The 20,683-nt window shown below is 69.4% G+C and carries 23 protein-coding genes; 19 read left to right on the top strand and 4 right to left on the bottom strand.

Annotated elements, in window-relative coordinates; genetic code table 11:
* The first annotated feature begins 632 nt into the window (after nt 1-632).
* Nucleotides 633-1,046 (top strand): hypothetical protein, encoded by a 414-nt coding sequence (locus ADL25_RS25550; RefSeq protein ID WP_059130166.1) that lies wholly within the window; start codon nt 633-635, stop codon nt 1,044-1,046.
* Between the two features lie 135 nt (nt 1,047-1,181).
* Here the strand turns inward: ADL25_RS25550 and ADL25_RS25555 are convergent, their stop codons facing one another.
* Nucleotides 1,182-1,844 (bottom strand): hypothetical protein, encoded by a 663-nt coding sequence (locus tag ADL25_RS25555; RefSeq protein WP_079050571.1) that lies wholly within the window; start codon nt 1,842-1,844, stop codon nt 1,182-1,184.
* 139 nt (nt 1,845-1,983) lie between these two features.
* Here ADL25_RS25555 and hemL point away from each other — a divergent pair, with 139 nt between their 5' ends.
* The 10 genes from hemL (at nt 1,984) to ADL25_RS25605 (ending at nt 11,930) form a co-directional block, all read left to right on the top strand.
* Nucleotides 1,984-3,303: a glutamate-1-semialdehyde 2,1-aminomutase gene (gene hemL, locus ADL25_RS25560; RefSeq protein WP_059130168.1), complete on the top strand. Its 1,320-nt coding sequence runs from the start codon at nt 1,984-1,986 to the stop codon at nt 3,301-3,303.
* On the top strand, nt 3,300-3,974 hold the full coding sequence (locus ADL25_RS25565) for a histidine phosphatase family protein (protein WP_059130169.1): 675 nt from the start codon (nt 3,300-3,302) through the stop codon (nt 3,972-3,974). Before hemL ends, ADL25_RS25565 begins: the two co-directional genes overlap by 4 nt.
* Nucleotides 3,975-4,201: 227 nt before the next feature.
* Complete coding sequence (locus ADL25_RS25570) at nt 4,202-5,506, top strand: hypothetical protein (RefSeq protein WP_059130170.1); 1,305 nt, start codon at nt 4,202-4,204, stop codon at nt 5,504-5,506.
* A 66-nt stretch (nt 5,507-5,572) separates the two neighbouring features.
* Entirely contained in the window at nt 5,573-6,208 is a 636-nt protein-coding gene (locus ADL25_RS25575) for a TlpA family protein disulfide reductase (protein ID WP_059130171.1), read from the top strand.
* Between the two features lies 1 nt (nt 6,209).
* Complete coding sequence (locus ADL25_RS25580) at nt 6,210-6,983, top strand: cytochrome c biogenesis CcdA family protein (RefSeq protein WP_059130172.1); 774 nt, start codon at nt 6,210-6,212, stop codon at nt 6,981-6,983.
* A gap of 3 nt (nt 6,984-6,986) precedes the next feature.
* Nucleotides 6,987-8,783: a cytochrome c biogenesis protein ResB gene (gene resB, locus ADL25_RS25585; protein WP_059130173.1), complete on the top strand. Its 1,797-nt coding sequence runs from the start codon at nt 6,987-6,989 to the stop codon at nt 8,781-8,783.
* Nucleotides 8,780-9,862, top strand: coding sequence for a c-type cytochrome biogenesis protein CcsB (gene ccsB, locus ADL25_RS25590; RefSeq protein ID WP_059130174.1), 1,083 nt, complete (start codon nt 8,780-8,782; stop codon nt 9,860-9,862). The genes resB and ccsB overlap by 4 nt, the downstream gene beginning before the upstream one ends.
* An 87-nt stretch (nt 9,863-9,949) precedes the next feature.
* Nucleotides 9,950-10,552, top strand: coding sequence for an RNA polymerase sigma factor (locus ADL25_RS25595; protein WP_079050576.1), 603 nt, complete (start codon nt 9,950-9,952; stop codon nt 10,550-10,552).
* Nucleotides 10,549-11,457, top strand: a complete 909-nt coding sequence (locus ADL25_RS25600) for a CU044_5270 family protein (protein ID WP_059130176.1) — start codon at nt 10,549-10,551, stop codon at nt 11,455-11,457. Before ADL25_RS25595 ends, ADL25_RS25600 begins: the two co-directional genes overlap by 4 nt.
* 38 nt (nt 11,458-11,495) lie before the next feature.
* A complete protein-coding gene (locus ADL25_RS25605; RefSeq protein WP_059130177.1) occupies nt 11,496-11,930 on the top strand; it encodes an SRPBCC domain-containing protein in 435 nt (144 codons plus the stop codon).
* Between the two features lie 228 nt (nt 11,931-12,158).
* Here the strand turns inward: ADL25_RS25605 and ADL25_RS25610 are convergent, their stop codons facing one another.
* The gene (locus tag ADL25_RS25610; protein WP_059130178.1) at nt 12,159-12,611 is read right to left on the bottom strand and encodes a nucleoside deaminase; all 453 of its coding nucleotides are present in this window, start codon (nt 12,609-12,611) and stop codon (nt 12,159-12,161) included.
* Nucleotides 12,612-12,760: 149 nt separating this feature from the next.
* The gene (locus ADL25_RS25615) at nt 12,761-13,153 is read right to left on the bottom strand and encodes a PLD nuclease N-terminal domain-containing protein (RefSeq protein ID WP_059130179.1); all 393 of its coding nucleotides are present in this window, start codon (nt 13,151-13,153) and stop codon (nt 12,761-12,763) included.
* Nucleotides 13,154-13,241: 88 nt separating this feature from the next.
* On the opposite strand from ADL25_RS25615, the gene ADL25_RS25620 reads away from it, so the two are divergent.
* Complete coding sequence (locus ADL25_RS25620; RefSeq protein ID WP_059130180.1) at nt 13,242-14,699, top strand: menaquinone biosynthesis decarboxylase; 1,458 nt, start codon at nt 13,242-13,244, stop codon at nt 14,697-14,699.
* Nucleotides 14,696-15,598: a menaquinone biosynthesis prenyltransferase MqnP gene (gene mqnP, locus ADL25_RS25625; protein ID WP_059130181.1), complete on the top strand. Its 903-nt coding sequence runs from the start codon at nt 14,696-14,698 to the stop codon at nt 15,596-15,598. The genes ADL25_RS25620 and mqnP overlap by 4 nt, the downstream gene beginning before the upstream one ends.
* Before the next feature lie 40 nt (nt 15,599-15,638).
* Here mqnP and ADL25_RS25630 read toward each other — a convergent pair whose 3' ends face one another.
* Nucleotides 15,639-16,229, bottom strand: coding sequence for a rhomboid family intramembrane serine protease (locus ADL25_RS25630; protein ID WP_059130182.1), 591 nt, complete (start codon nt 16,227-16,229; stop codon nt 15,639-15,641).
* A gap of 87 nt (nt 16,230-16,316) precedes the next feature.
* Between ADL25_RS25630 and ADL25_RS25635 the strand changes: the two genes are divergently transcribed.
* The 6 genes from ADL25_RS25635 to ADL25_RS25660 all read left to right on the top strand — a co-directional run bounded on the left by ADL25_RS25635 (nt 16,317) and on the right by ADL25_RS25660 (nt 20,667).
* The gene (locus ADL25_RS25635; RefSeq protein ID WP_059130183.1) at nt 16,317-17,009 is read left to right on the top strand and encodes a UbiX family flavin prenyltransferase; all 693 of its coding nucleotides are present in this window, start codon (nt 16,317-16,319) and stop codon (nt 17,007-17,009) included.
* Nucleotides 17,010-17,161: 152 nt separating this feature from the next.
* On the top strand, nt 17,162-17,617 hold the full coding sequence (locus tag ADL25_RS25640; protein ID WP_059130184.1) for an Lrp/AsnC family transcriptional regulator: 456 nt from the start codon (nt 17,162-17,164) through the stop codon (nt 17,615-17,617).
* 81 nt (nt 17,618-17,698) lie between these two features.
* Nucleotides 17,699-18,862 (top strand): aminofutalosine synthase MqnE, encoded by a 1,164-nt coding sequence (gene mqnE, locus ADL25_RS25645; RefSeq protein ID WP_059130185.1) that lies wholly within the window; start codon nt 17,699-17,701, stop codon nt 18,860-18,862.
* Between the two features lie 112 nt (nt 18,863-18,974).
* The gene (locus ADL25_RS25650; protein ID WP_059130186.1) at nt 18,975-19,499 is read left to right on the top strand and encodes a GNAT family N-acetyltransferase; all 525 of its coding nucleotides are present in this window, start codon (nt 18,975-18,977) and stop codon (nt 19,497-19,499) included.
* A gap of 132 nt (nt 19,500-19,631) precedes the next feature.
* Nucleotides 19,632-19,931, top strand: coding sequence for a DUF4229 domain-containing protein (locus ADL25_RS25655; RefSeq protein WP_059130187.1), 300 nt, complete (start codon nt 19,632-19,634; stop codon nt 19,929-19,931).
* A gap of 43 nt (nt 19,932-19,974) precedes the next feature.
* Complete coding sequence (locus tag ADL25_RS25660; protein WP_059130188.1) at nt 19,975-20,667, top strand: TetR/AcrR family transcriptional regulator; 693 nt, start codon at nt 19,975-19,977, stop codon at nt 20,665-20,667.
* Nucleotides 20,668-20,683 lie beyond the last annotated feature (16 nt).

A 20,683-nucleotide genomic window follows, 5' to 3' on the forward strand; every position in this document is an offset into this window, starting at 1 on the left:
TCGGTGGGCTGCTGCTGTGCGGAGCCCTTGCCCATGTCGGACAGCCCCTCCAGCATCCACGCCCGCAGCCGGCTCGCGGGTGGTGGGTGTTCGGTGGTGTCCATCGGCGCGCTCTCCTGGCGTACGGTTCCGGCCGACGAAGAGACCGAATTCCAGCGTAGGCAGAGACCGATCAGGGGGCCTGCGGACAGCGCCCGGATGGCGTCATCCAAGGTGCGGTGCGCTGGGACCGGCAGTCGGCGGCAAGTGCCCCGCCGGCCGACGGGACCCGGAGCGCGTCTCGTGGCGGGGACAACCACCCTCGGGTGCGGCCGAGTTGGCCTCCGTAGCGGGCGAGCACCGGCGCCGACCTGCGGCGCACGGATCCGTCGAGGTGCCGAAGGCGGTCCGCACGCTCGCGCCGAGGGCGTCGACGGCCGGTGTGAAGTGAAGCCGACGTAAGAAAGTCGGGCGTCATGATTACCCGAACGACCTGGTGAAATCACTTAAAGTGGCGATCTTCGGGCCCGTCTCGTTACTGCAATCCAGTGACAGACAGGTCGCCGCCCGCTCGGCTCCGTGGAAGCCTCAGTGGTGCGCGCAAGGTGGGGGAATCCGTCAGTGGGGGATCCGTCACAGTACAGGAGACAACAGTGAAGTCCTCACTTCGCACCCGTTCCGCCCGTCTGCTCCCCGTTGGTGCGCTGTCCGTCGCGCTGCTGGCCACCGGCGCTGCCGGCGCCTTCGCCGCCCCGGCGACACAGCACAGCGCGACCACGGTGAAGACCGCGACGATGGTCTCGATCAGTGTCAACGCCTCCAGGACCGAACTCCAGTCCGGTGAGTCGGTGACGTTCACGGGCGCCGCGACGGGTCTGAGGATAGGTGACGCCCTGTCGCTCCAGCGGTTCGACGGCACCAAGTGGGTGACCGTGAAGACCGTCAAGGTCGACCAGGCCAACAACTACACCTTCATGGCCACGAAGCTCACCACCAGGGGCTCGGAGAGGTTCCGGGTGAGCCATGGCGCGACGGTTTCGCCGACGGTGATCGTCAGCGTGAAGTGACGCCACACGTCACGGTGTTCGTCACCGTGAAGTGACGCCACGAGGTCGAGGGGCGTCCCGTCTTCGGGGCGCCCCTCCTCCGTGGACCGGCAGCGTCATGGCCCGGCTCGGGGCAGCGCGGTCAGGAGCTCCGGATCAGGGCCACACCAGGCAGTACGGCTGATGCCCGGCCTCGTGCAGGCGATGGCTGAAATCCTGCCACTCGTGCAGCAGCTGGTAGACGTTGAACGCGTCCCGGGGTCCGCCCCGGTCGGGAACCGTCGACCAGATGAACGCCGCCGCGCCCACCGCCTCCTCGCCTATGCCGCGTATGGGGTCCACGACCGTCATGGGGAGCTTGACCACCGCGTAATCGGGGTGCAGGACCACCAGTTCCAGCGGCGGGACCTTGTGCAGCGGGACGCCCTCGATGCCCGTGAGGACCATCGCCGCCATGGTCTCCGGCTTGATCTTGGTGAACATGCCGCCCATGCCGAGCTCGTCACCGCCGAGCTCCTCGGGACGCATCGAGATCGGGACCCGGGCCGCGGTGGCGCCGTCCGGCGCACCGAAGTATTTGTACGTCACCCCCACCCGGCCACCATTCCCGCTCCCAGACCCGAGTCGATCAACCCTACGGTTCGCATGGTCCATGCCATCCATACGTGACAGCCGGTCGATCCGCTCAGCTCCGCCCTGCGCGCTCTGCGCCTGGCGTCTCTCGCTCGTCTCTTCCGCGTCGCGCCGGTGCCTTCCCCGCCGGGCACGCCGAGGACCGAGGTCATCGGTCCCCTCGCCCAGTCCGCCACCGCGATGCATATCTCCACCCGAGTGCTTTTCTAGGACGCGTGGCCCCCGCCGCGCAACCCGATCATCGTGTCAGTGACCTCCCCCACGGCCGCCCGCCGAAACGTGCGTTCAAACACCTCTCCGCGGGATCTTTGCGGGCTCTGACACCATGGCTTGTGTGAGCTATCCGTACGAAGCCCCAGTTTCGCAGACTCTTTTCGAGCGCGCGTCGGCCGTCACGCCGGGCGGCGTGAACTCTCCGGTGCGCGCCTTCCGCGCCGTGGGCGGTACGCCCCGGTTCATGGTGTCCGGTGACGGTCCCTATCTGACCGATGCCGACGGGCGCGAATATGTTGATCTTGTTTGTTCCTGGGGGCCCATGATTCTCGGGCATTCCCACCCCGAGGTGACCGCCGCCGTACAGGAGGCGGTCTCGCGCGGTACCTCCTTCGGCACGCCCGGTGAGGGCGAGGTCGCGCTCGCCGAGGAGATCGTCGCCCGGGTCGCGCCCGTGGCGCAGGTGCGGCTCGTCTCCAGCGGGACGGAAGCCACGATGTCAGCGATCCGGCTGGCCCGCGGATTCACCCGCAGGGCCAAGGTGATCAAATTCGCCGGCTGCTATCACGGGCACGTCGATTCGCTGCTGGCGGCCGCCGGGTCCGGAGTGGCCACGTTCGCCCTGCCCGACACCCCCGGAGTCACCGGCGCCCAGGCCGGGGACACCGTTGTTCTCCCGTACAACGACCTCGAGGCCGTCCGCGCCGCCTTCTCCGCTCATCCCGGAGAGATCGCCTGCGTGATCACCGAGGCCTCTCCCGGGAACATGGGCGTCGTGCCGCCGCTGCCCGGGTTCAACCAGGGCCTGAAGGACCTCTGCCGGGAGAACGGCGCCCTGTACATCTCCGACGAGGTCATGACCGGATTCCGGACCAGCAGGGCCGGCTGGTACGGAATCGACGGGGTCGAGCCCGACCTCATGACCTTCGGCAAGGTCATGGGCGGAGGCTTCCCCGCCGCGGCCTTCGGCGGACGCGCGGACGTCATGGCGCACCTCGCCCCGGCCGGACCCGTGTACCAGGCGGGCACCCTCTCCGGGAATCCGGTCGCCACCGCCGCCGGCCTCGCCCAACTGCGGCTGCTCGACGACGCCGCGTACGCCAAGGTCGACGCGGTCTCCGCTGAGATCCGTACGCTCGTCACCGACGCGCTGACCAAGGAAGGCGTGGAGCACCGGCTCCAGAGCGCGTCCAACATGTTCTCCGTGTTCTTCACCGATCGCCCCGTGCACAACTACGAGGACGCCAAGAGCCAGGAGTCCTTCCGGTTCACGGCCTTCTTCCACTCCCTTCTCTCCCAGGGTGTCTATCTGCCACCCTCGTCCTTCGAATCCTGGTTCGTCTCCACCGCCCACGACGAGCGCGCGATCCAGCGGATCGCCGACGCCCTTCCCGCGGCGGCCCGTGCAGCAGCGGAGGCCACGGCAGCATGAGTGACATCACCGTCGTCCACCTGATGCGTCACGGGGAGGTCGCCAACCCGGACGGCGTTCTGTACGGGCGGCTCCCCGGCTACCACCTGTCCGAACTGGGGCGGCAGATGGCCGAGCGGGTCGCCGAGCACCTGTCCTCCCGTGACATCACCCATGTCGTCGCCTCCCCGCTGGAGCGGGCGCAGGAGACGGCCACCCCGATCGCCAAGGCGCACGGGCTCGACCTCGCCGCCGACGAGCGGCTCATCGAGGCCGAGAACGTCTTCCAGGGCAAGACCTTCGGGGTCGGGGACGGCGCGCTGCGGCGGCCGGAGAACTGGAAGCACCTGGTCAACCCGTTCAAGCCGTCCTGGGGCGAGCCCTATGTGGACCAGGTCGTGCGGATGATCGGGGCGCTGGACGCCGCCAAGGACGCGGCGCGCGGGCACGAGGCCGTCTGTGTCAGCCATCAGCTGCCGATCTGGATCGTGCGCAGTTTCGTGGAGAAGCGGCGCCTGTGGCACGATCCGCGCAAGCGGCAGTGCACGCTCGCCTCGCTGACGACGTTCACGTACCAGGGCGACAAGATCGTGTCGGTCGGCTACACCGAGCCGGCCCGGGACCTGGTTCCGGCCCATCTGCTGGCCGGGGCCAAGCCCGTGAAGGGCAAGGACAAGGCCTTCGGGGCCTGAGCCGTACGGGCGGTCCCGACCGACCGGGGCCGGGTGGTGGAGGCGTGCGCCGTTGGGCGCACGCCCTGCACCAGGACGTACGTTTCGTCACAAGTCGTACGCAAGTCCGTCATCCAGCCGTATCTTCGTAAAATCCGCGACACATCAGCGGCTTGAGCGGAACCTTTGTCTCCGACGCGCCCTCTCACTGTGTGACCGCTGAGAGCGCGCTATGAGACGAGGACGGGATGCGGGAGATCAGCCGCCGAGGATTGATGGGACTCGGTGCCGGTGCGGCGGCCGCCATGGGACTGGCCGCGTGCGGCTCCCAGTCGCATGACGGCGCGAGCCCGGGACGCGGTTCCGGCAAGGGGGGCTCCGCTGATGCCGGGAGCTCCCGCCCCAGCCCCAGGCCCACCGCCACCGCGCACCTCCTCGGTGACGGTTCCACCTCCGACACCGGCAAGCAGCCCAACCAGCCGGACAAGCCGCGGCCCCTGGAACCGGGTGAGATGCCGCCGCAGTTCGTCGTCTTCTCCTGGGACGGCGCCGGCGAGGTCGGCAACGGTCTCTTCCCGCGCTTCCTCGACCTCGCCAAGGAGCACGGCGCCCACATGACCTTCTTCCTCTCCGGGCTCTATCTGCTGCCCGAGTCGAAGAAGCGTCTGTACCTGCCTCCGAACAACGCGCCGGGCGCCTCCGACATCGGTTATCTGACGGACGCGCACGTGCGCGCCACCCTGGAGAACGTCCACCGGGCCTGGCTCGAGGGCCATGAGATAGGCACCCACTTCAACGGCCACTTCTGCTCCGGCTTCGGCACGGTCGGTAACTGGACGCCCAAGCAGTGGCGCAGCGAGATCGCCCAGGCCAAGTCCTTCGTCAAGGAGTGGCGCACCAACACCGGCTTCACGGATCTGCCGGCCCTGCCCTTCGACTACGACAAGGAACTGATCGGCGGTCGCACGCCCTGCCTCCTCGGCCAGGACAACCTGCTGCCGACGGCCCGCGAGCTGGGCTGGCGCTACGACGCCTCCTCGCCCGGCGGCCGGCAGCGCTGGCCGGTGAAGCGGCAGGGACTGTGGGACTTCCCGCTCCAGTTGATCCCGTTCCCCGGGCACACCTTCGAAGTCCTGTCGATGGACTACAACATGCTCGCCAACCAGTCGATCAGGACGACACAGGCGCCCTCGTACAACTACCCGGGCTGGCGCACTCAGGCGGCGAACGCCTACATATCCGGATTCAAGCGGGCATATGAGACAAATCGCGCGCCCTACTTCATAGGCAACCACTTCGAGCACTGGAACGGCGGCATATACATGGACGCCGTCGAAGAGGCGTTCAAGCACATCGCGCGTGAGAAGGAGAAGGGCGGCGACGTACGGCTCGTGTCCTTCCGGCAGTTCACGGACTGGCTCGACGTCCAGAAGCCCGAGACCGTGCGCAAGCTGCAGACCCTGGACGTGGGACAGCAGCCGGCGGGTGGCTGGAAGGCGTTCCTCCCGGGCGCAGGGGTGGATGCCTCGAGCACCCCGTCAAACGCCGCCTGAAATGCGCTTTTCCACCCGCAAGGGGGGTGCGCAAGATCCCCGGATCGGACATGCGAAACTTTTCACATGAGTGCCGCCCGCCGCACCCCCCAGCGCCTGAACCGCACCCGTGACCGCAGCCGCCGACGCGCCGCCCTGGCCACCGCCGGAGCCGCCGTCGCCGCGTTCGTCCTGTCGGCCTGCGGATCCGGTGGCACGTCCGGGGGTTCCGGCAACACCAACTTCATCACCGGCAAGGACGGCATCGCGACCGTCAAGCAGGGTGAGCGGTCCGCCGCCCCGGACCTGTCCGGCAGCACGATCGACGGCAAGCAGCTCGACGTCGCCGACTACAAGGGCAAGGTCGTCGTCATCAACGTCTGGGGCTCCTGGTGCCCGCCGTGCCGCGCCGAGGCGTCGAACTTCGTCAAGGTCGCCAAGGACATGGAGGGCAAGGGCGTCCAGTTCGTCGGCATCAACACCCGTGACACCAGCACACAGCCGGCCCGTGCCTTCGAGAAGCAGTACGGGGTCACCTATCCGAGCCTGTACGACCCGACCGGCAAGTTGATGCTCCGCTTCGCGAAGGGCACGCTCAACCCGCAGGCGATCCCCTCCACACTGGTCATCGACCGGGAGGGGAAGGTCGCCGCGCGCACGCTCCAGGCCCTCAGCGAGGACAAGCTGCGCGAGATGCTCGCCCCGGTCGTCGCGGAGAAGTGACGTGAGCGCAGTGTCCACGCTCGCCGCGGCCACCGACCCGAACCAGACCGTTCTCAACGGGGCGCTGCTGGTCGCGCTGCCCGTCGCCCTCCTCGGCGGCCTCGTCTCGTTCTTCTCCCCGTGCGTCCTGCCGCTCGTACCCGGTTACCTCTCCTATGTGACCGGCGTCACGGGCACCGACCTCGCCGAGGCCCGGCGCGGCCGGATGGTCGCGGGTGCCTCCTTGTTCGTGCTCGGCTTCACGGCCGTGTTCGTCTCCAGCGGCGCGCTGTTCGGCTACTTCGGCCAGACGCTGCAGGAGCACAACGCCACCCTGTCCAAGGTGCTCGGCGCCCTGATGATCGTGCTGGGCGTGTTCTTCATGGGGCTGATGCCCTGGCTCACCCAGCGCGAGTTCCGCTTCCACAAGCGGCCGGCCACCGGCCTGGTGGGCGCACCCCTTCTCGGCGCGTTGTTCGGCATCGGCTGGACTCCGTGCATCGGGCCCACGCTCGCCTCCGTACTGGCGCTCTCCTCCGACCAGGCGAGCGCCGGACGCGGGGCCGTACTGACCGTCGCCTACTGCCTCGGTCTGGGAGTGCCCTTCGTCCTCGCCGCCGTCGCCTTCCGCAAGGCGCTCGGCGCCTTCGGATGGGTCAAGCGCCACTATGTCTGGGTGATGCGTATCGGCGGCACCATGATGATCGTGACCGGCCTGCTGCTGCTGACGGGCGCCTGGGACGGCATCGTCCAGCAGATGCAGAGCTGGTCCAACGGCTTCACGGTGGGGATCTGATCCATGAGCGACACACGGAGCACCGACGTGCACAGCGACGAGAGCCCCGCCAACGGCTCCGAGGCCGACCTCGGCGAGGCCGGCTCGCAACTGTCCACCGCGCCCACCGAGACGGCCATGCCCGGTTCGTTCGGCGGCTCCCGCGCCCCCGGACTCCAGGGCTGGGTCACCTGGACAGCGCGCGAGATCATCGGCTGGGGCCGGTGGTTCTGGCGGCAGTTGACCTCCATGCGGGTCGCGCTGCTCCTGCTGTTCCTGCTCTCGCTCGGGGCGATCCCCGGTTCGCTGATCCCGCAGTCCGGCACCGACGCGCTCAAGGTGCAGGACTTCCTGGACGCCCACACGACGCTGGGGCCGATCTACGAGAAGCTCGGGCTGTTCCACGTGTACAGCTCGGTGTGGTTCTCGGCGATCTACATCCTGCTGTTCATCTCGCTCATCGGCTGCATCGTGCCGCGCACCTGGCAGTTCGTGGGCCAGCTGAGGGGCCGCCCGCCGGGCGCGCCCAAGCGGCTGACCCGGCTGCCCGCCTATGCGACCTGGCGCACCGACGCCGATCCCGAGCAGGTCCGCGAGGCCGCGCTGAAGGTGCTCAAGCGGCGCCGCTTCCGCGCGCACGTCACCGGTGACGCGGTCGCAGCCGAGAAGGGCTATCTGCGCGAGGCCGGAAATCTCGCCTTCCATGTCGCCCTCATCGTGATGCTGATCGCCTTCGCCTGGGGACAGCTCTACAAGTCCGAGGGCAACAAGCTTGTCGTCGAGGGCGACGGGTTCTCCAACACCCTCACCCAGTACGACGACTTCAAGTCCGGCAGCCTGTTCACCGACGACGATCTGGTGCCGTTCAGCTTCAAGCTGGACCGGTTCACCGGCACCTACGAGCGCAACGGCCCGAACAAGGGCACCCCGCGTACGTACGAGGCGGCCATCACCTACAGCGTGGGTGCCTACGGCAAGGACAAGAAGACCACCGTCAGGGTCAACGAGCCGCTGAACATCGGCGATGCGAAGGTCTACCTCGTCAGCCACGGGTACGCCCCCACCGTCACCGTCCGCGACGGCAAGGGCGACGTCGTCTTCCAGGGCGCGGTGCCGCTGCTGCCCATCGACTCGAACGCGACCTCGCAGGGCGCCGTCAAGGTCTACGACGGCTACCGGAACGCCCAGGGGGTGCACGACCAGCTCGGCTTCGCCGCGTTCTTCGTGCCGACCTTCGCGGGTGCCGGCAAGGGCACGATGTACTCCCAGTTCCCGGGGCTCGACTTCCCGGTGCTCGCGGTGACCGCGTACCACGGGGACCTGGGCGTCAACGCGGGCATCCCGCAGAACGTGTACCAGCTGAACACCAAGAACCTGAAGCAGTTCAAGGACGCCAAGGGCAACAAGCTGACGGCACGTCTGCTGCCCGGCGAGAGCATGACGCTGCCCGGGGGCAACGGCTCGATCACGTTCGACAAGGACATCAAGGAGTGGGCCGGCTTCCAGGTCGTGCAGCAGCCGGGCAACGGCTGGGCGCTCGGCGCCGCGCTCGCCGCGATCTTCGGACTGGCCGGCTCCCTGTTCATCCAGCGCCGCCGCGTCTGGGTGCGCGCCACCACGGGGGCCGACGGCGTGACCGTCGTCGAGATGGCTGGCCTCGGCCGCAGCGAGTCCGCGAAGCTGCCCGAGGAACTGGGCGACCTGGCCGCGCTCGTGCACGACCGGGCACCCACGAAGACCGACGAGAAAGACGCCGACCCCGATCAGGAGCCGGGCGCCACAACCCCCGTACCTGCCGCTGAAGGGGCCCAGAAGAAGTGACCTTCGCCACCGCCACCAACGAACACCTCGCGCATCTCAGCAATACGCTGATCTACTCCGCGATGGCCGTCTACACCCTGGCCTTCTTCGCGTACATCGCCGAATGGCTCTTCGGCAGCCGCAGCAAGGTCGCCCGTACGGCGAACGCGCTCACCACCGACGGTGCCAGGAGCGCGCAGGCGCCCGCCGTCACGGTCAGGAGGGCCGGGGGCACGGCGGTGCTCGAGCGGCCCAAGGTCGTCACCCGCGCCGCGGCCGGTGCCCGTGACGTACCGGACGGCCCCGGAGCCCACGGAGGCGACGAGCAGGGCGACCTCTACGGCCGCGTCGCCGTGTCGCTCACCGTGCTGGCCTTCGCCGTCGAGCTCGCCGGCGTCGTCGCCCGCGCGGCCTCCGTGCAGCGGGCGCCGTGGGGCAACATGTACGAGTTCAACATCACCTTCTCCACGGTCGCCGTGGGTGTGTACCTCGTGCTGCTGGCCCTGAGGAAGAACGTGCGGTGGCTCGGCCTCTTCCTGATCACCACCGTCCTGCTCGACCTCGGTCTCGCCGTCACCGTCCTGTACACCGCCAGTGACCAGCTCGTCCCGGCCCTGCACTCGTACTGGCTGTACATCCACGTGTCCACCGCGATCCTCTGCGGCGCGGTCTTCTACGTCGGCGCGGTCGGCACGATCCTCTACCTGTTCAAGGACTCCTACGAGAGCAAGCTCGCCGCGGGCGGCAAGCCCGGCACCTTCGCCACCTCGGTGCTGGAGCGGCTGCCCGCCTCGGCGTCCCTCGACAAGTTCGCCTACCGCGTGAACGCGGCGGTCTTCCCCCTGTGGACGTTCACGATCATCGCGGGTGCCATCTGGGCCGAATCCGCCTGGGGCCGCTACTGGGGCTGGGACCCGAAGGAGACCTGGGCCTTCATCACCTGGGTCGCGTACGCCTGTTACCTGCACGCCCGTTCCACGGCCGGCTGGAAGGGCCGCAAGGCGGCCTACATCGCGCTCATCGCCTTCGGGTGCTGGCTGTTCAACTACTACGGCGTGAACATCTTCGTGGGCGGCAAGCACTCGTACGCGGGCGTGTAAGCCCCTGCCACTGAGGCCGGTTCCGGTGACCCACGTCACCGGAACCGGCCTTTGTCGTACGGACAGGTGAGAGACGTGGACACGCACCTGAGGACACGCATCCGTGCGGGCGAACACGGCGCGTTCGGAGAGCTCTTCGACGCGTACGCACGGTCCGTCTACAACCATGCCTTCCGGCTCACCGGGGACTGGGCGCAGGCCGAGGACGTCGTGTCGCTGACGTTCCTGGACGCCTGGCGGCTGCGCGGCAGGGTCGACGAGGACGGTGGTTCCCTGCGGCCCTGGCTGCTGGGCATCGCGACCAATGTGACGCGCAACGCCCGCCGCACGGCCCGAAGACACGCGGCCGCCGTGGCCCGGCTGCCGCGTGACGAGGTGGAGCGGGACTTCGCCGACGAACTCGCGGGGCGGCTCGACGACGCGGCGGAACTGGAACTCGTCCGGGCCGCCCTCGCCTCGCTGCGCCGGCCCGAGCGCGAGGTGCTGGCGCTGTGCGTGTGGTCAGGGCTGGACTACCGGGCCGCGGCAGAGGCGCTCGGGGTGCCCGTGGGCACCGTACGGTCACGGCTCTCCCGCGCCAGAACAAAGCTTGCGAAACATATCGAAGGCCAGGAACTCCCCGTGTCGATCGGACAGATGAGAGGTGACCGCACCACCGCGGTCAGGCCCCTGAGGGAGGGAAACCGATGAACCAGCTTCCCGAGAGAGACCTTCCACCGGGCCGTCACCACCTGCTCAAGGAGCATCTGATGACCGAGATCCGGCGAGAGACCGGAACACCCGCGCGCGTCCGCACCACATGGCTGCGCCCCGCCCTCGCGGCGGCGGCCGTCGCGACTGCCGCCGCCGTCACCTTGGTGGTGCTGCCCGCCTCGTCCGGTGGCGGTGCGAGCGGCCGGCAGACGGACGAGGCGGCCACGGCCCTGCTGGAGAACATCGCGCTGGCGGCCGAGCACGCCGGGGTGCCGAGCGGAATCCGCGACGACCAGTTCGTCTACATCAAGAGCAGGGACGCCTACGCGACGCCCCGGGCCGGCGGGCCCGCCGAGCTCGGCCCCGTGCACGACCGTGAGATCTGGCTGTCGGTGGACGGCCGCCACCGGGGGCTGCTGGAGGAGGACCGGCCGGGGAACGAGCACGTGACGCTGGAGCCCACCTCCCCGGGGAGCAGGAGAGCCGCCGATTACCGTGCGCTGTCGAAGCTGCCGACCGACCCCGACGAGATGCGTGACTGGCTCTACGAGATCAGCGCGGGCGAGGTGGACACGGAGCGCCCGGACAAGGACTACGCCGCCTTCGTCCTGCTCGGTGATCTGATCCGTGAGTCCCTGATGCCGCCGAAGGTGAGCGCCGCGCTGTACCGGGCCGCGGCCGGGATCCCCGGCGTCACGCTGGTCCGGCACGTCGAGGACTCGACGGGCCGGGAGGGCGTCGCGGTCACCCGGGGGAGCGGCGACGGGAGCGACCAGCTGATCTTCGATCCGAAGACCTACGCCTTCCTCGGGGAACGGCAGCTGGATGCGAAGGGCCAGGTCACGGGCGTCAGCGCCGTTCTGGAGCGGACGGTCGTCGACAAGGCGGGCGAGCGCCCGTAACACGTGCGGATCCCCCGGTCGCGCGCCAGGCTGGTGTCATGACCGATCCCATCGAAGAGGGCACCGCCGAGCATCGGGGGGACATGCACGTACGGCACTACGTGCTGCACCTGCCCCGGCCCGTGGAGGAGGTCTGGCGCGCTCTGGCCACCGCCGCGGGCCTGCGGCAGTGGCTGGCCGCCGCCGAGCCGTTCGAACCGCGGCTGGGCGGCGCGGTGGGACTCCGGCTGCCCGGCGGCACGGCCCGGGGCCGCATCACGGCATGGGACGTGGAACGGGTCGCCGAATACACGGTGGAGGGACGCGGCCGCATCCGCTTCCATCTGGAACCGGGCAGGCCGCAGGGCACGACGGTGCGATTCACCCACGAGAGCGGCGACGACCGGGACCCGGGCTGGCGGCAGCGCTTCGAGCGCCTGCTCGCCCAGGTGGCCGGCGACGGGGCCGATCGACCGCCGGATCACCGACGTTGACGCGGAGCGCCGTCAGGTCGAACGGCGCGTCCTGCCGGGGTGCATTTGTCCATGGGGACGGGGAACCCCCTTTCCCGCGCGTCGGCCGAGGACGGTGACGGTGCCGAAGCCCGGAGCCGGGCCGATGTTCAACCGGTCCGGCTCCGCCCGCACCGACGTCCCGGGTGCCGGTGCGGGCGTCGCGGTCGCTTCCGGCACGGACGCGGTCCGGCGGTGGCGGTACGGGACTCAGCCGCGTCCGATGTCCTCGTTCCACAGCGCGGGGTTCCTGGCGATGAACGCGTGCATCAACGCCCTGCACTCGGGGTCGTCGAGGAGGACCACCTCCACACCGTGTTCCGCCAGCCAGTCGTGGCCGCCGACGAACGTGGTCGCCTCGCCGACGACGACGCGGGAGATGCCGAACTGGCGGACCAGGCCGCTGCAGTACCAGCAGGGGGAGAGAGTGGTCACCATCGTCGTGCCCCGGTAGGAGGGCCGGCGGCCCGCCGCGCGGAAGGCGGACGTCTCCGCGTGCAGGGACGGGTCGCCGTCCTGGACGCGGCGGTTGCGGCCGCGGCCGAGGAGCGCGCCGTCCGCGCCGTACAGCGCGGCGCCGATGGGGATGCCGCCCTCGGCCAGGCCGGTGCGGGCCTCCGCTACGGCGGTGGCGAGCCATTCGTGTGCCTGCGCCCGGTCCATGCCTTCACTCTCCGCCCGCCGTATCGTCCGGGCAACGTGGTGAAGACGGGTGTCCGCCGCTTCGGCTTCACCGGGCCCGTCGGACGCCGTACGTCACCTGCGCGTGGGGGAGTTGCCGCCGCCGGTCTCCGGAGCCCGGTCCCCGGGGCTCAGTCCTTGGAGTCCTCGCCCTGCTCACGGCGCCGCAGATCCTCCTCGCGGCGGCGCAGGTCGGCCTCCCAGTCCTTGAGGAGCGCCTCGTCCTTCTTGTTCTCCTCCTTCAAGGAGGTGAGGAACGCCGGGTTGTCGTCGGGCGCGACCCAGTCCATGCGGTGGTTGCGGTGCCACTCGGAGGGGGTGGAGCCGTTCACCGGGGCGCGGCGCACCTTGCCCGCGACGAGCCAGGCGATCGGGCCCACCAGCACTTCGCCGAAGAGCAGGATGATGATGACCCAGACCACCTTGGGCAGCCCCCGGATCTCTTCCTCGGGTGTGTTCAGGCAGTCGATGAAGGCGTATATCCACAGCGCCAGGACCAGCAGGTAGGGCAGATACCTGAACATGGTGGTGCGATCCCCCAGGATTCGGCGACGGAGCGTGAGAGGGCCCCGGTGACGGGGCAAGGCTAGCGGGTGCCGGATACTGGAACGCATGGCTTACGACGATCTTCGGTCCCTGCTCCGGGCGCTGGAGCGCGAGGGAGACCTCAAGCGCATCAAAGCCGAGGTGGACCCGTATCTGGAGGTCGGGGAGATCGTCGACCGGGTGCAGAAGTCCGGTGGGCCCGCGCTCCTCTTCGAGAACGTGCGCGGCTCGAGCATGCCGCTCGCCATGAACGTGTTCGGCACCGACCGGCGTCTGTTGAAGGCCCTCGGCCTGAAGTCGTACGGCGACATCTCCGACAGGATCGGCGGACTGCTCAAGCCCGAACTGCCGCACGGGTTCGTCGGCGTGCGCGAGGCCTTCGGCAAGCTCGGGGCGATGGCGCACGTACCGCCCAAGAAGGTCAAATCCGACAACGCGCCGGTGCAGGAGGTCGTCCTGCGTGGCGACGACGTCGACCTCGACGCCCTGCCGGCCCTGTTCACCTGGCCCGACGACGGCGGCTCCTTCTTCAACCTCGGGCTGACCCACACCAAGGACCCGGAGACCGGGGTCCGCAACCTCGGTCTGTACCGCCTCCAGCGCCACGACCGGCGCACCATCGGGATGCACTGGCAGATCCACAAGGACAGCCGCAACCACTACCAGGTGGCCGCGAGGCGCGGTGAGAGGCTGCCGGTCGCGATCGCCTTCGGGTGCCCGCCCGCCGTGACGTACGCCTCAACCGCGCCGCTCCCCGGGGACATCGACGAGTACCTCTTCGCCGGGTTCATCGCGGGCAAGCGGATCGAGATGGTGGACTGCAAGACGGTCCCGCTCCAGGTGCCGGCGAACGCCGAGGTCGTCCTGGAGGGCTGGCTGGAGCCCGGAGAGATGCTCCCCGAGGGCCCGTTCGGCGACCACACCGGCTTCTACACGCCGCAGGAGCCCTTCCCCGCCCTGCGGATCGACTGCGTGACCATGCGCCGCCGGCCGCTGCTCCAGTCGATCGTGGTGGGTCGCCCCCCGACGGAGGACGGACCTCTCGGTCGCGCCACCGAACGGTTCTTCCTGCCCCTGCTCAAGATCATCGTGCCGGACATCGTGGACTACCACCTGCCGGAGGCGGGCGGTTTCCACAACTGTGCGATCGTCTCGATCGACAAGAAGTACCCGAAGCACGCCCAGAAGGTGATGCACGCCGTATGGGGGGCGCACATGATGTCCCTGACCAAGCTGATCGTCGTCGTGGACTCCGACTGTGACGTGCACGATCTGCACGAGGTCGCCTGGCGGGCCCTCGGCAACACCGACTACTCCCGCGACCTCACGGTCGTCGAAGGCCCGGTCGACCATCTCGACCATGCCTCCTACCAGCAGTTCTGGGGCGGCAAGGCGGGCATCGACGCAACGAGGAAATGGCCCGAGGAGGGCTACACGAGGGACGGCGGCTGGCCCGAGATGGTCCTGTCCGACCCGGAGACGGCGGCGAAGGTGACGAGCCGCTGGAAGGAGTACGGCCTGTGAGCAGCGCCTCCGCCGCGATCCCGCAGCCGGGACGCACCAAGGCGTTCCTGCGCCTGGTGATGATCGAACACTCCGTGTTCGCCCTGCCCTTCGCGTACATCGCCGCGCTGACCGCGATGTTCCAGTGGGACAGGAACATCCACTGGGGACGGTTGTTCCTCGTCACCGTGGCCATGGTGGGGCTGCGCACCTTCGCCATGGCGGCGAACCGGATCATCGACCGCGAGATCGACGCCCGCAATCCGCGCACGGCCCGCCGCGAGTTGGTCACCGGTGCGATGTCGGTGCGGCACGCCTGGACGGGCGCGCTGGTCGCGTTGGTCTTCTTCCTGGGTGCCGCGGCCCTGCTCAACCCCCTGTGCCTGGCGCTCGCCCCCATCGCGGTGATCCCGATGGTGGTGTACCCCTACGGCAAGAGGTTCACCAACTTCCCCCAGGCCATCCTGGGTCTGGCCCAGGCGATGGGCCCGGTCGGCGGCTGGCTGGCGATCAGCGGCACCTGGGACTGGGACGCGGTGATCCTCGGCCTCGCCGTCGGCGTCTGGATCGGCGGCTTCGACCTGATCTACGCCTGCCAGGACGTGGAGACGGACCGGGAGATCGGCGTCATGTCGGTGCCGGCCCGCTTCGGCGTCCCTGCTGCGATCTGGGGCGCCCGCGCCTGCCACACGGTGACCACGGCGCTGTTCGTCTGGTACGCCGTCGTCACCGGCGCCGGTGCCTTCTTCTGGCTCGGCCTGGTGATCGTGGCGGGTGCCTTCGTCTACGAGCACACGATCGTCCGGCCGCACGACCTGAGCCGTGTGAACCGCGCCTTCTTCAGCGTCAACGGGTTCATCGGGATCGCCCTGTTCGTGTGCGCGCTGCTCGATCTCCTGGTGCGCGGCCTGAGCGTGTGACGACGGTGCGGGCTGCCCGGGCGGCCCGCACCCCGCCGCGCTACGGCGTCGTCGTACGGGGGCGGAACAGGAACGCCGCCGCGACGCCCGCCGCCAGCCCGATGAGATGGCCCTGCCAGCTGATGTGAGTCTGCGCGGGGGACAGACCCAGAAGGATCGAGCCTCCCCAGATCGCGGCGACCAGCAGACCGACCAGGGCGCCCAGCGGGCGGCGCTCGACGATGCCCGCGGCCACCAGGAAGCCGAACAGTCCGAAGACCAGGCCGGAGGCGCCCGCAGTGTTGGTGTGCGCCGGGGACACGAGCCAGACACCCAGACCGTCCGCCACGATGATCAGCGCGCAGATCGCGACGAACCGGCGCAGACCGCCGAGGGCCGCGAGGAAGCCGAGGACCAGCAGCGGCACGCTGTTCGACGCGACATGGGCGAAGCCGAAATGGACGAAGGCGGCCGGAACGACGTCGACCAGTTCGGAGGCCCTGCGCGGAACGATGCCGAAGTCGTCCAGGGCATGGCCCGTCGTCACGTCGATCACTTCGAGCAGCCACAGCAGCGCCACCCAGCCCACCATCAGCTTGGCCGCCGCCTTCGCACGGTCGGCCTGCGACCACTCCGGCTCCGTACCCGACATGGCACCCCACCCTTCGTCCGCCCCTCGGGATCGGCCTCGGCCCCCTTGGCCGGATCCCGCCCCGCGGCGCCGGATAGGCTCGGTGTCGTGAACCCAGTCAAGCCAGGAGAGACGCCGCGTACGCCTTGGATCGTAGGGGTCTCCGGCGCCTCCGGCACCCCGTATGCCGCCGCCGTGCTGCGCGCTCTCCTCGCCGCGGGCGAGAGCGTCGATCTGGTCGTCTCCCGCGCCTCGCGGCTCACGCTGCTCGACGAGACGGGCATCGCCTTCCGGGACACGCACTGGCGGGACGACCTGCGGGAGTGGCTGGGCCGGGGCGCCGACGGCAAGCCTGGGACGTTCGCGGTGGGCGTCGAGGGCGACCGTGTGCGGTACTGGAGCGCCGGTGATCTGGCCGCCGGGCCGTCCTCGGGCTCGTACCCCGCGAAGGGGATGCTGATCGTGCCCGCGTCCACGGCCTGTGTGGCGGGCGTGGCACTCGGGCTCTCCAAGGACCTTCTGCAGCGGTCCGCGAGCGTCACGCTCAAGGAACGGCGGCCGCTGGTCGTCGCCGTGCGGGAGACCCCGCTCAGCGGACAGACCCTCAGGCAACTCGTGGCGCTGGACGAGGCGGGCGCGGTCGTGGTGCCCGCGTCGCCAGCCTTCTACGCGGGCGCCACGCACATCCAGGACCTCGTCGACTTCGTCGCGGGGCGGGCGCTGGACGCGGCGGGGGTGCCGCACCGGCTGTACCGCCGCTGGCAGGGTGAGCTCGGGGGTGGCTCCCGCCCCGACGAGTAGGCGACCGAGCGGTGGGGGTGCGTTTCCCGGTGGCGCGCCGGGAGGTCGGCCCGTCGCGCATCCGGTGAGAGATTCTCAGGGGTCGGATCCTGCGCGCCTTGGTTCCATACGTAAACTTGCGGTAACGCCGAACAATGAAAGGCTACGGATCTATGGATGCCGTTGACAGGCAGCTCATCCAGGCCCTGCGCGAGAACGGCAGGGCCTCCTATGCCGAGCTCGGCCGACTCGTGGGCCTCTCCGGGCCCAGTGTCACCGACCGGATCAACCGCCTGGAGGCGGCCGGCGTCATCACCGGCTACCGCGCCACGGTCGACGCCGCCTCCCTCGGCCTCGGCGTCACCGCCCTGATCGGCATCTCGCTCTCCGACGCCGCCGACCACGAGGACGTGGCGCACCGGCTGAAGGACCTTCAGGAGATCGAGGACTGCTGGTTCATCGCCGGCGACGACTCGTTCATGCTCAAGGTGCGCGCGTCGGACGTGGACGGCCTGGAGAAGACGATCCGCCGGCTGTCCGGCACCAAGGGCGTCTCCCGCACGCGTACGACCATCGTGCTGTCCACCAAGTGGGAGAACCGGGTCGGCGAGCTGCCCGAACAGCAGTAGGCGCGCGGTACCGGACGGGGGCACCGGCCGTCCGAGGGCCGGGGGTACCGTTGGGGGGTTCGTCGAGGGAGAGGTAGAAGCATGGATGTCGGGCTGAAGCGGGAGCTGGAGGACAAGGTCCGGGCCGGTGAGCGGCTGACCCGCGAGGACGGCATCGCGCTGTACGAGTCGGACGACCTGGCCTGGCTCGGCGGTCTCGCGCACGAGGTGCGGACCCGCAAGAACGGCGACGTGGTCCACTTCAACGTCAATCGTCATCTCAACATGACGAACGTGTGCACCGCGTCCTGCGCGTACTGCTCCTTCCAGCGCAAGCCCGGTGAGAAGGACGCGTACACGATGCGCATCGAGGAGGCCGTCCGCCTCGCCAAGGCGATGGAGTCGGACAACCTCACCGAACTGCACATCGTCAACGGCCTGCACCCGAACCTGCCGTGGCGCTACTACCCGCGCTCGCTGCGCGAGCTGAAGGCCGCGCTGCCGGACGTCTCGCTGAAGGCGTTCACGGCGACGGAGATCCACCACTTCGAGACGATCTCCGGTCTCTCGGCCTCCGAGATCCTGGACGAGTTGATCGACGCCGGCCTCGAGTCGCTGACCGGCGGCGGCGCCGAGATCTTCGACTGGGAGGTCCGGCAGCACATCGTCGACCACAGGACCCACTGGGAGGACTGGTCGCGCATCCACCGCCTGGCGCACGAGAAGGGTCTGAAGACCCCGTGCACGATGCTGTACGGCCACATCGAGGAGCCGCGCCACCGCGTGGACCACGTCCTGCGGCTGCGTGAACTCCAGGACGAGACCGGCGGGTTCCAGGTCTTCATCCCGCTGCGCTACCAGCACGACTTCGTGGACATGAAGGACGGCAAGATCCGCAACCGGCTCCAGGCGCGGACGCAGATGGCGACGGGCGCGGAGGCGCTCAAGACGTTCGCCGTCTCGCGCCTGCTGTTCGACAACGTCCCGCATGTGAAGGTGTTCTGGGTCATGCACGGCGTCCAGACCGCGCAGCTGGCCCTCCAGCACGGCGCGGACGACATGGACGGCTCGGTCGTCGAGTACAAGATCACGCACGACGCCGACAACTACGGCACACCGAACAAGCTGACCCGCGAGGACCTGCTCGATCTGATCCGCGACGCCGGCTTCCGGCCGGTCGAGCGGAACACCCGCTACGAGATCATCCGCGAGTACGACGGCCCGGATCCGGCCCGGCGTGACGAGCCGCAGCCCATGCGCGTCTGACGCGCCCCCACGAACCCGACCGAGCCCCGGCCACGGCCGGGGCTCGCCGGTGTGGCGCAGAGGACATCAAAAGGCCTTGAGTCCTGCCGACGGTAATAACTACTCTCCACCTATGCCCCTTACGTTCGCGCTCGATCCGGCCATGACCCCCGCTCTTCGCGACGGCGTCCTCGACCTGTGGACGGACGTGTCCAACGCCGGCGGATCCGTGGGTTTCGTGCCGCCGGTCACACGCGAGGACATACGCCCGGAGCTGGTGAAGCACCTTGCGGCGATGACGGAGGGGCGCACCCGGCTGCTGGTGGGGCACGACGAGGACGGGCAGGTGGCGGCGACCGCGTTCGTCGCCTTCAACACGCACCGGCTGATGAAGCACTGGGTGTGGCTCTACACGGTGATGGTGCACCCGCGTCACCAGGGCAAGGGGTACGGCCGTGATCTGCTGGCCGCCGCCGCGGACGCGGTCCGCGGCCTCGAGGGGATCGAGGCCATACGGCTGACCTGCCGGGGCGGTCACGGTCTTGAGCACTTCTACGGCTCGTGCGGATACAAGGAGGTCGGCCGCGTACCCGGGGCGATCCGGGTGGCGCCCGATGACGACCGCGACGACATCATCATGCTGCTGCCCCTGGGCTGATTCGCTGCCGCACCCCCGTGCAAGATCGGGTGCCCGGCGTGCTTCACTGGAGGATGCCCTTGGTGAGGTCCCGTGGCGGCGCCGGCATCGCCCGGACAGCGGGACCTTCATGGAACGGAAGAGTGGATTGAGATGTTCCGCTACACACTGATGCGCCTCGGTATCTTCGCGGGCTGCCTCGTGGTCGTCTGGGGCCTCGTCTACTCCGGTCTCGTCCCGCGCGGCCTCGGCGACTCCAACGGCATCTGGATCGTGCTGCTCGCCCTGGTGGTCTCGGCGCCGATCAGCTTCGTCCTGCTGCGGGGGGAGCGCGACCGGGCCTCCGTGCAGATCGTCGGACGGGTGGACCGCATGAAGGCCAACCTCGACGCCAACCGTGCGCAGGAGGACGTGGCCGACGACGTCGCCAGGAAGCAGAGCCAGGCGTCCTGAAGGCCGGACCCGGGCGCCGCGGGCTGAACGTACCCTTGCCCATATGGGTTCCGTGAAGACCAAGCGGATGCCGCGGGCGGTCCGTGAACGGCAGATGCTGGACGCCGCCGTGCAGACCTTCGGCCAGCGTGGCTACGCGGCCGCGTCCATGGACGAGATCGCCGAACTGGCGGGTGTGTCCAAGCCGTTGGTGTATCTCTACCTGAACTCCAAGGACGAGCTCTTCACCGCCTGTATCCGCCGTGAGGCCGCGGCGCTCACCGAGGCCGTGCGCGCGGGAGTCCGACCGGGGCTCGGCGCGGACCGCCAACTCTGGGAAGGGCTGCGTGCGTTCTTCACGCACACGGCACAGAACCCGGACGGCTGGTCGATCCTGCATCTTCAGGCGCGTACGCACGGCGAGACGTTCGCGGCCGAGGTCTCGGCGATGCGGAAGGAGATCGTCGCGCTGGTGACCCGGCTGATCGCGGTCGCCGCACGCGACGGAGGCAGCCCCTGCTCGAACGAAGGGGGCGAGCCGGGTGACCACCCGGACTCCGACCTGCCCGAGCGCGAGGCCGCCGGACTCGCGGAGGCCCTGGTCGGTGCCGCCGAGTCGCTCGCGGCCTGGGCCAACGCCACCCCCGGTGTCTCCGCCCGCCAGGCCGCCACGACGTTGATGAACTTCGCGTGGGCGGGTCTCGGCGACCTCATGGAGGGCCGCTCCTGGTCGCCCCCGGAGCCCGACCGGCCCTAGGCCCGGCCGGAGTCCG

The organism is Streptomyces sp. NRRL F-5122 (genome assembly GCF_001507435.1).
Classification (GTDB): Bacteria; Actinomycetota; Actinomycetes; order Streptomycetales; family Streptomycetaceae; genus Streptomyces; species Streptomyces lannensis.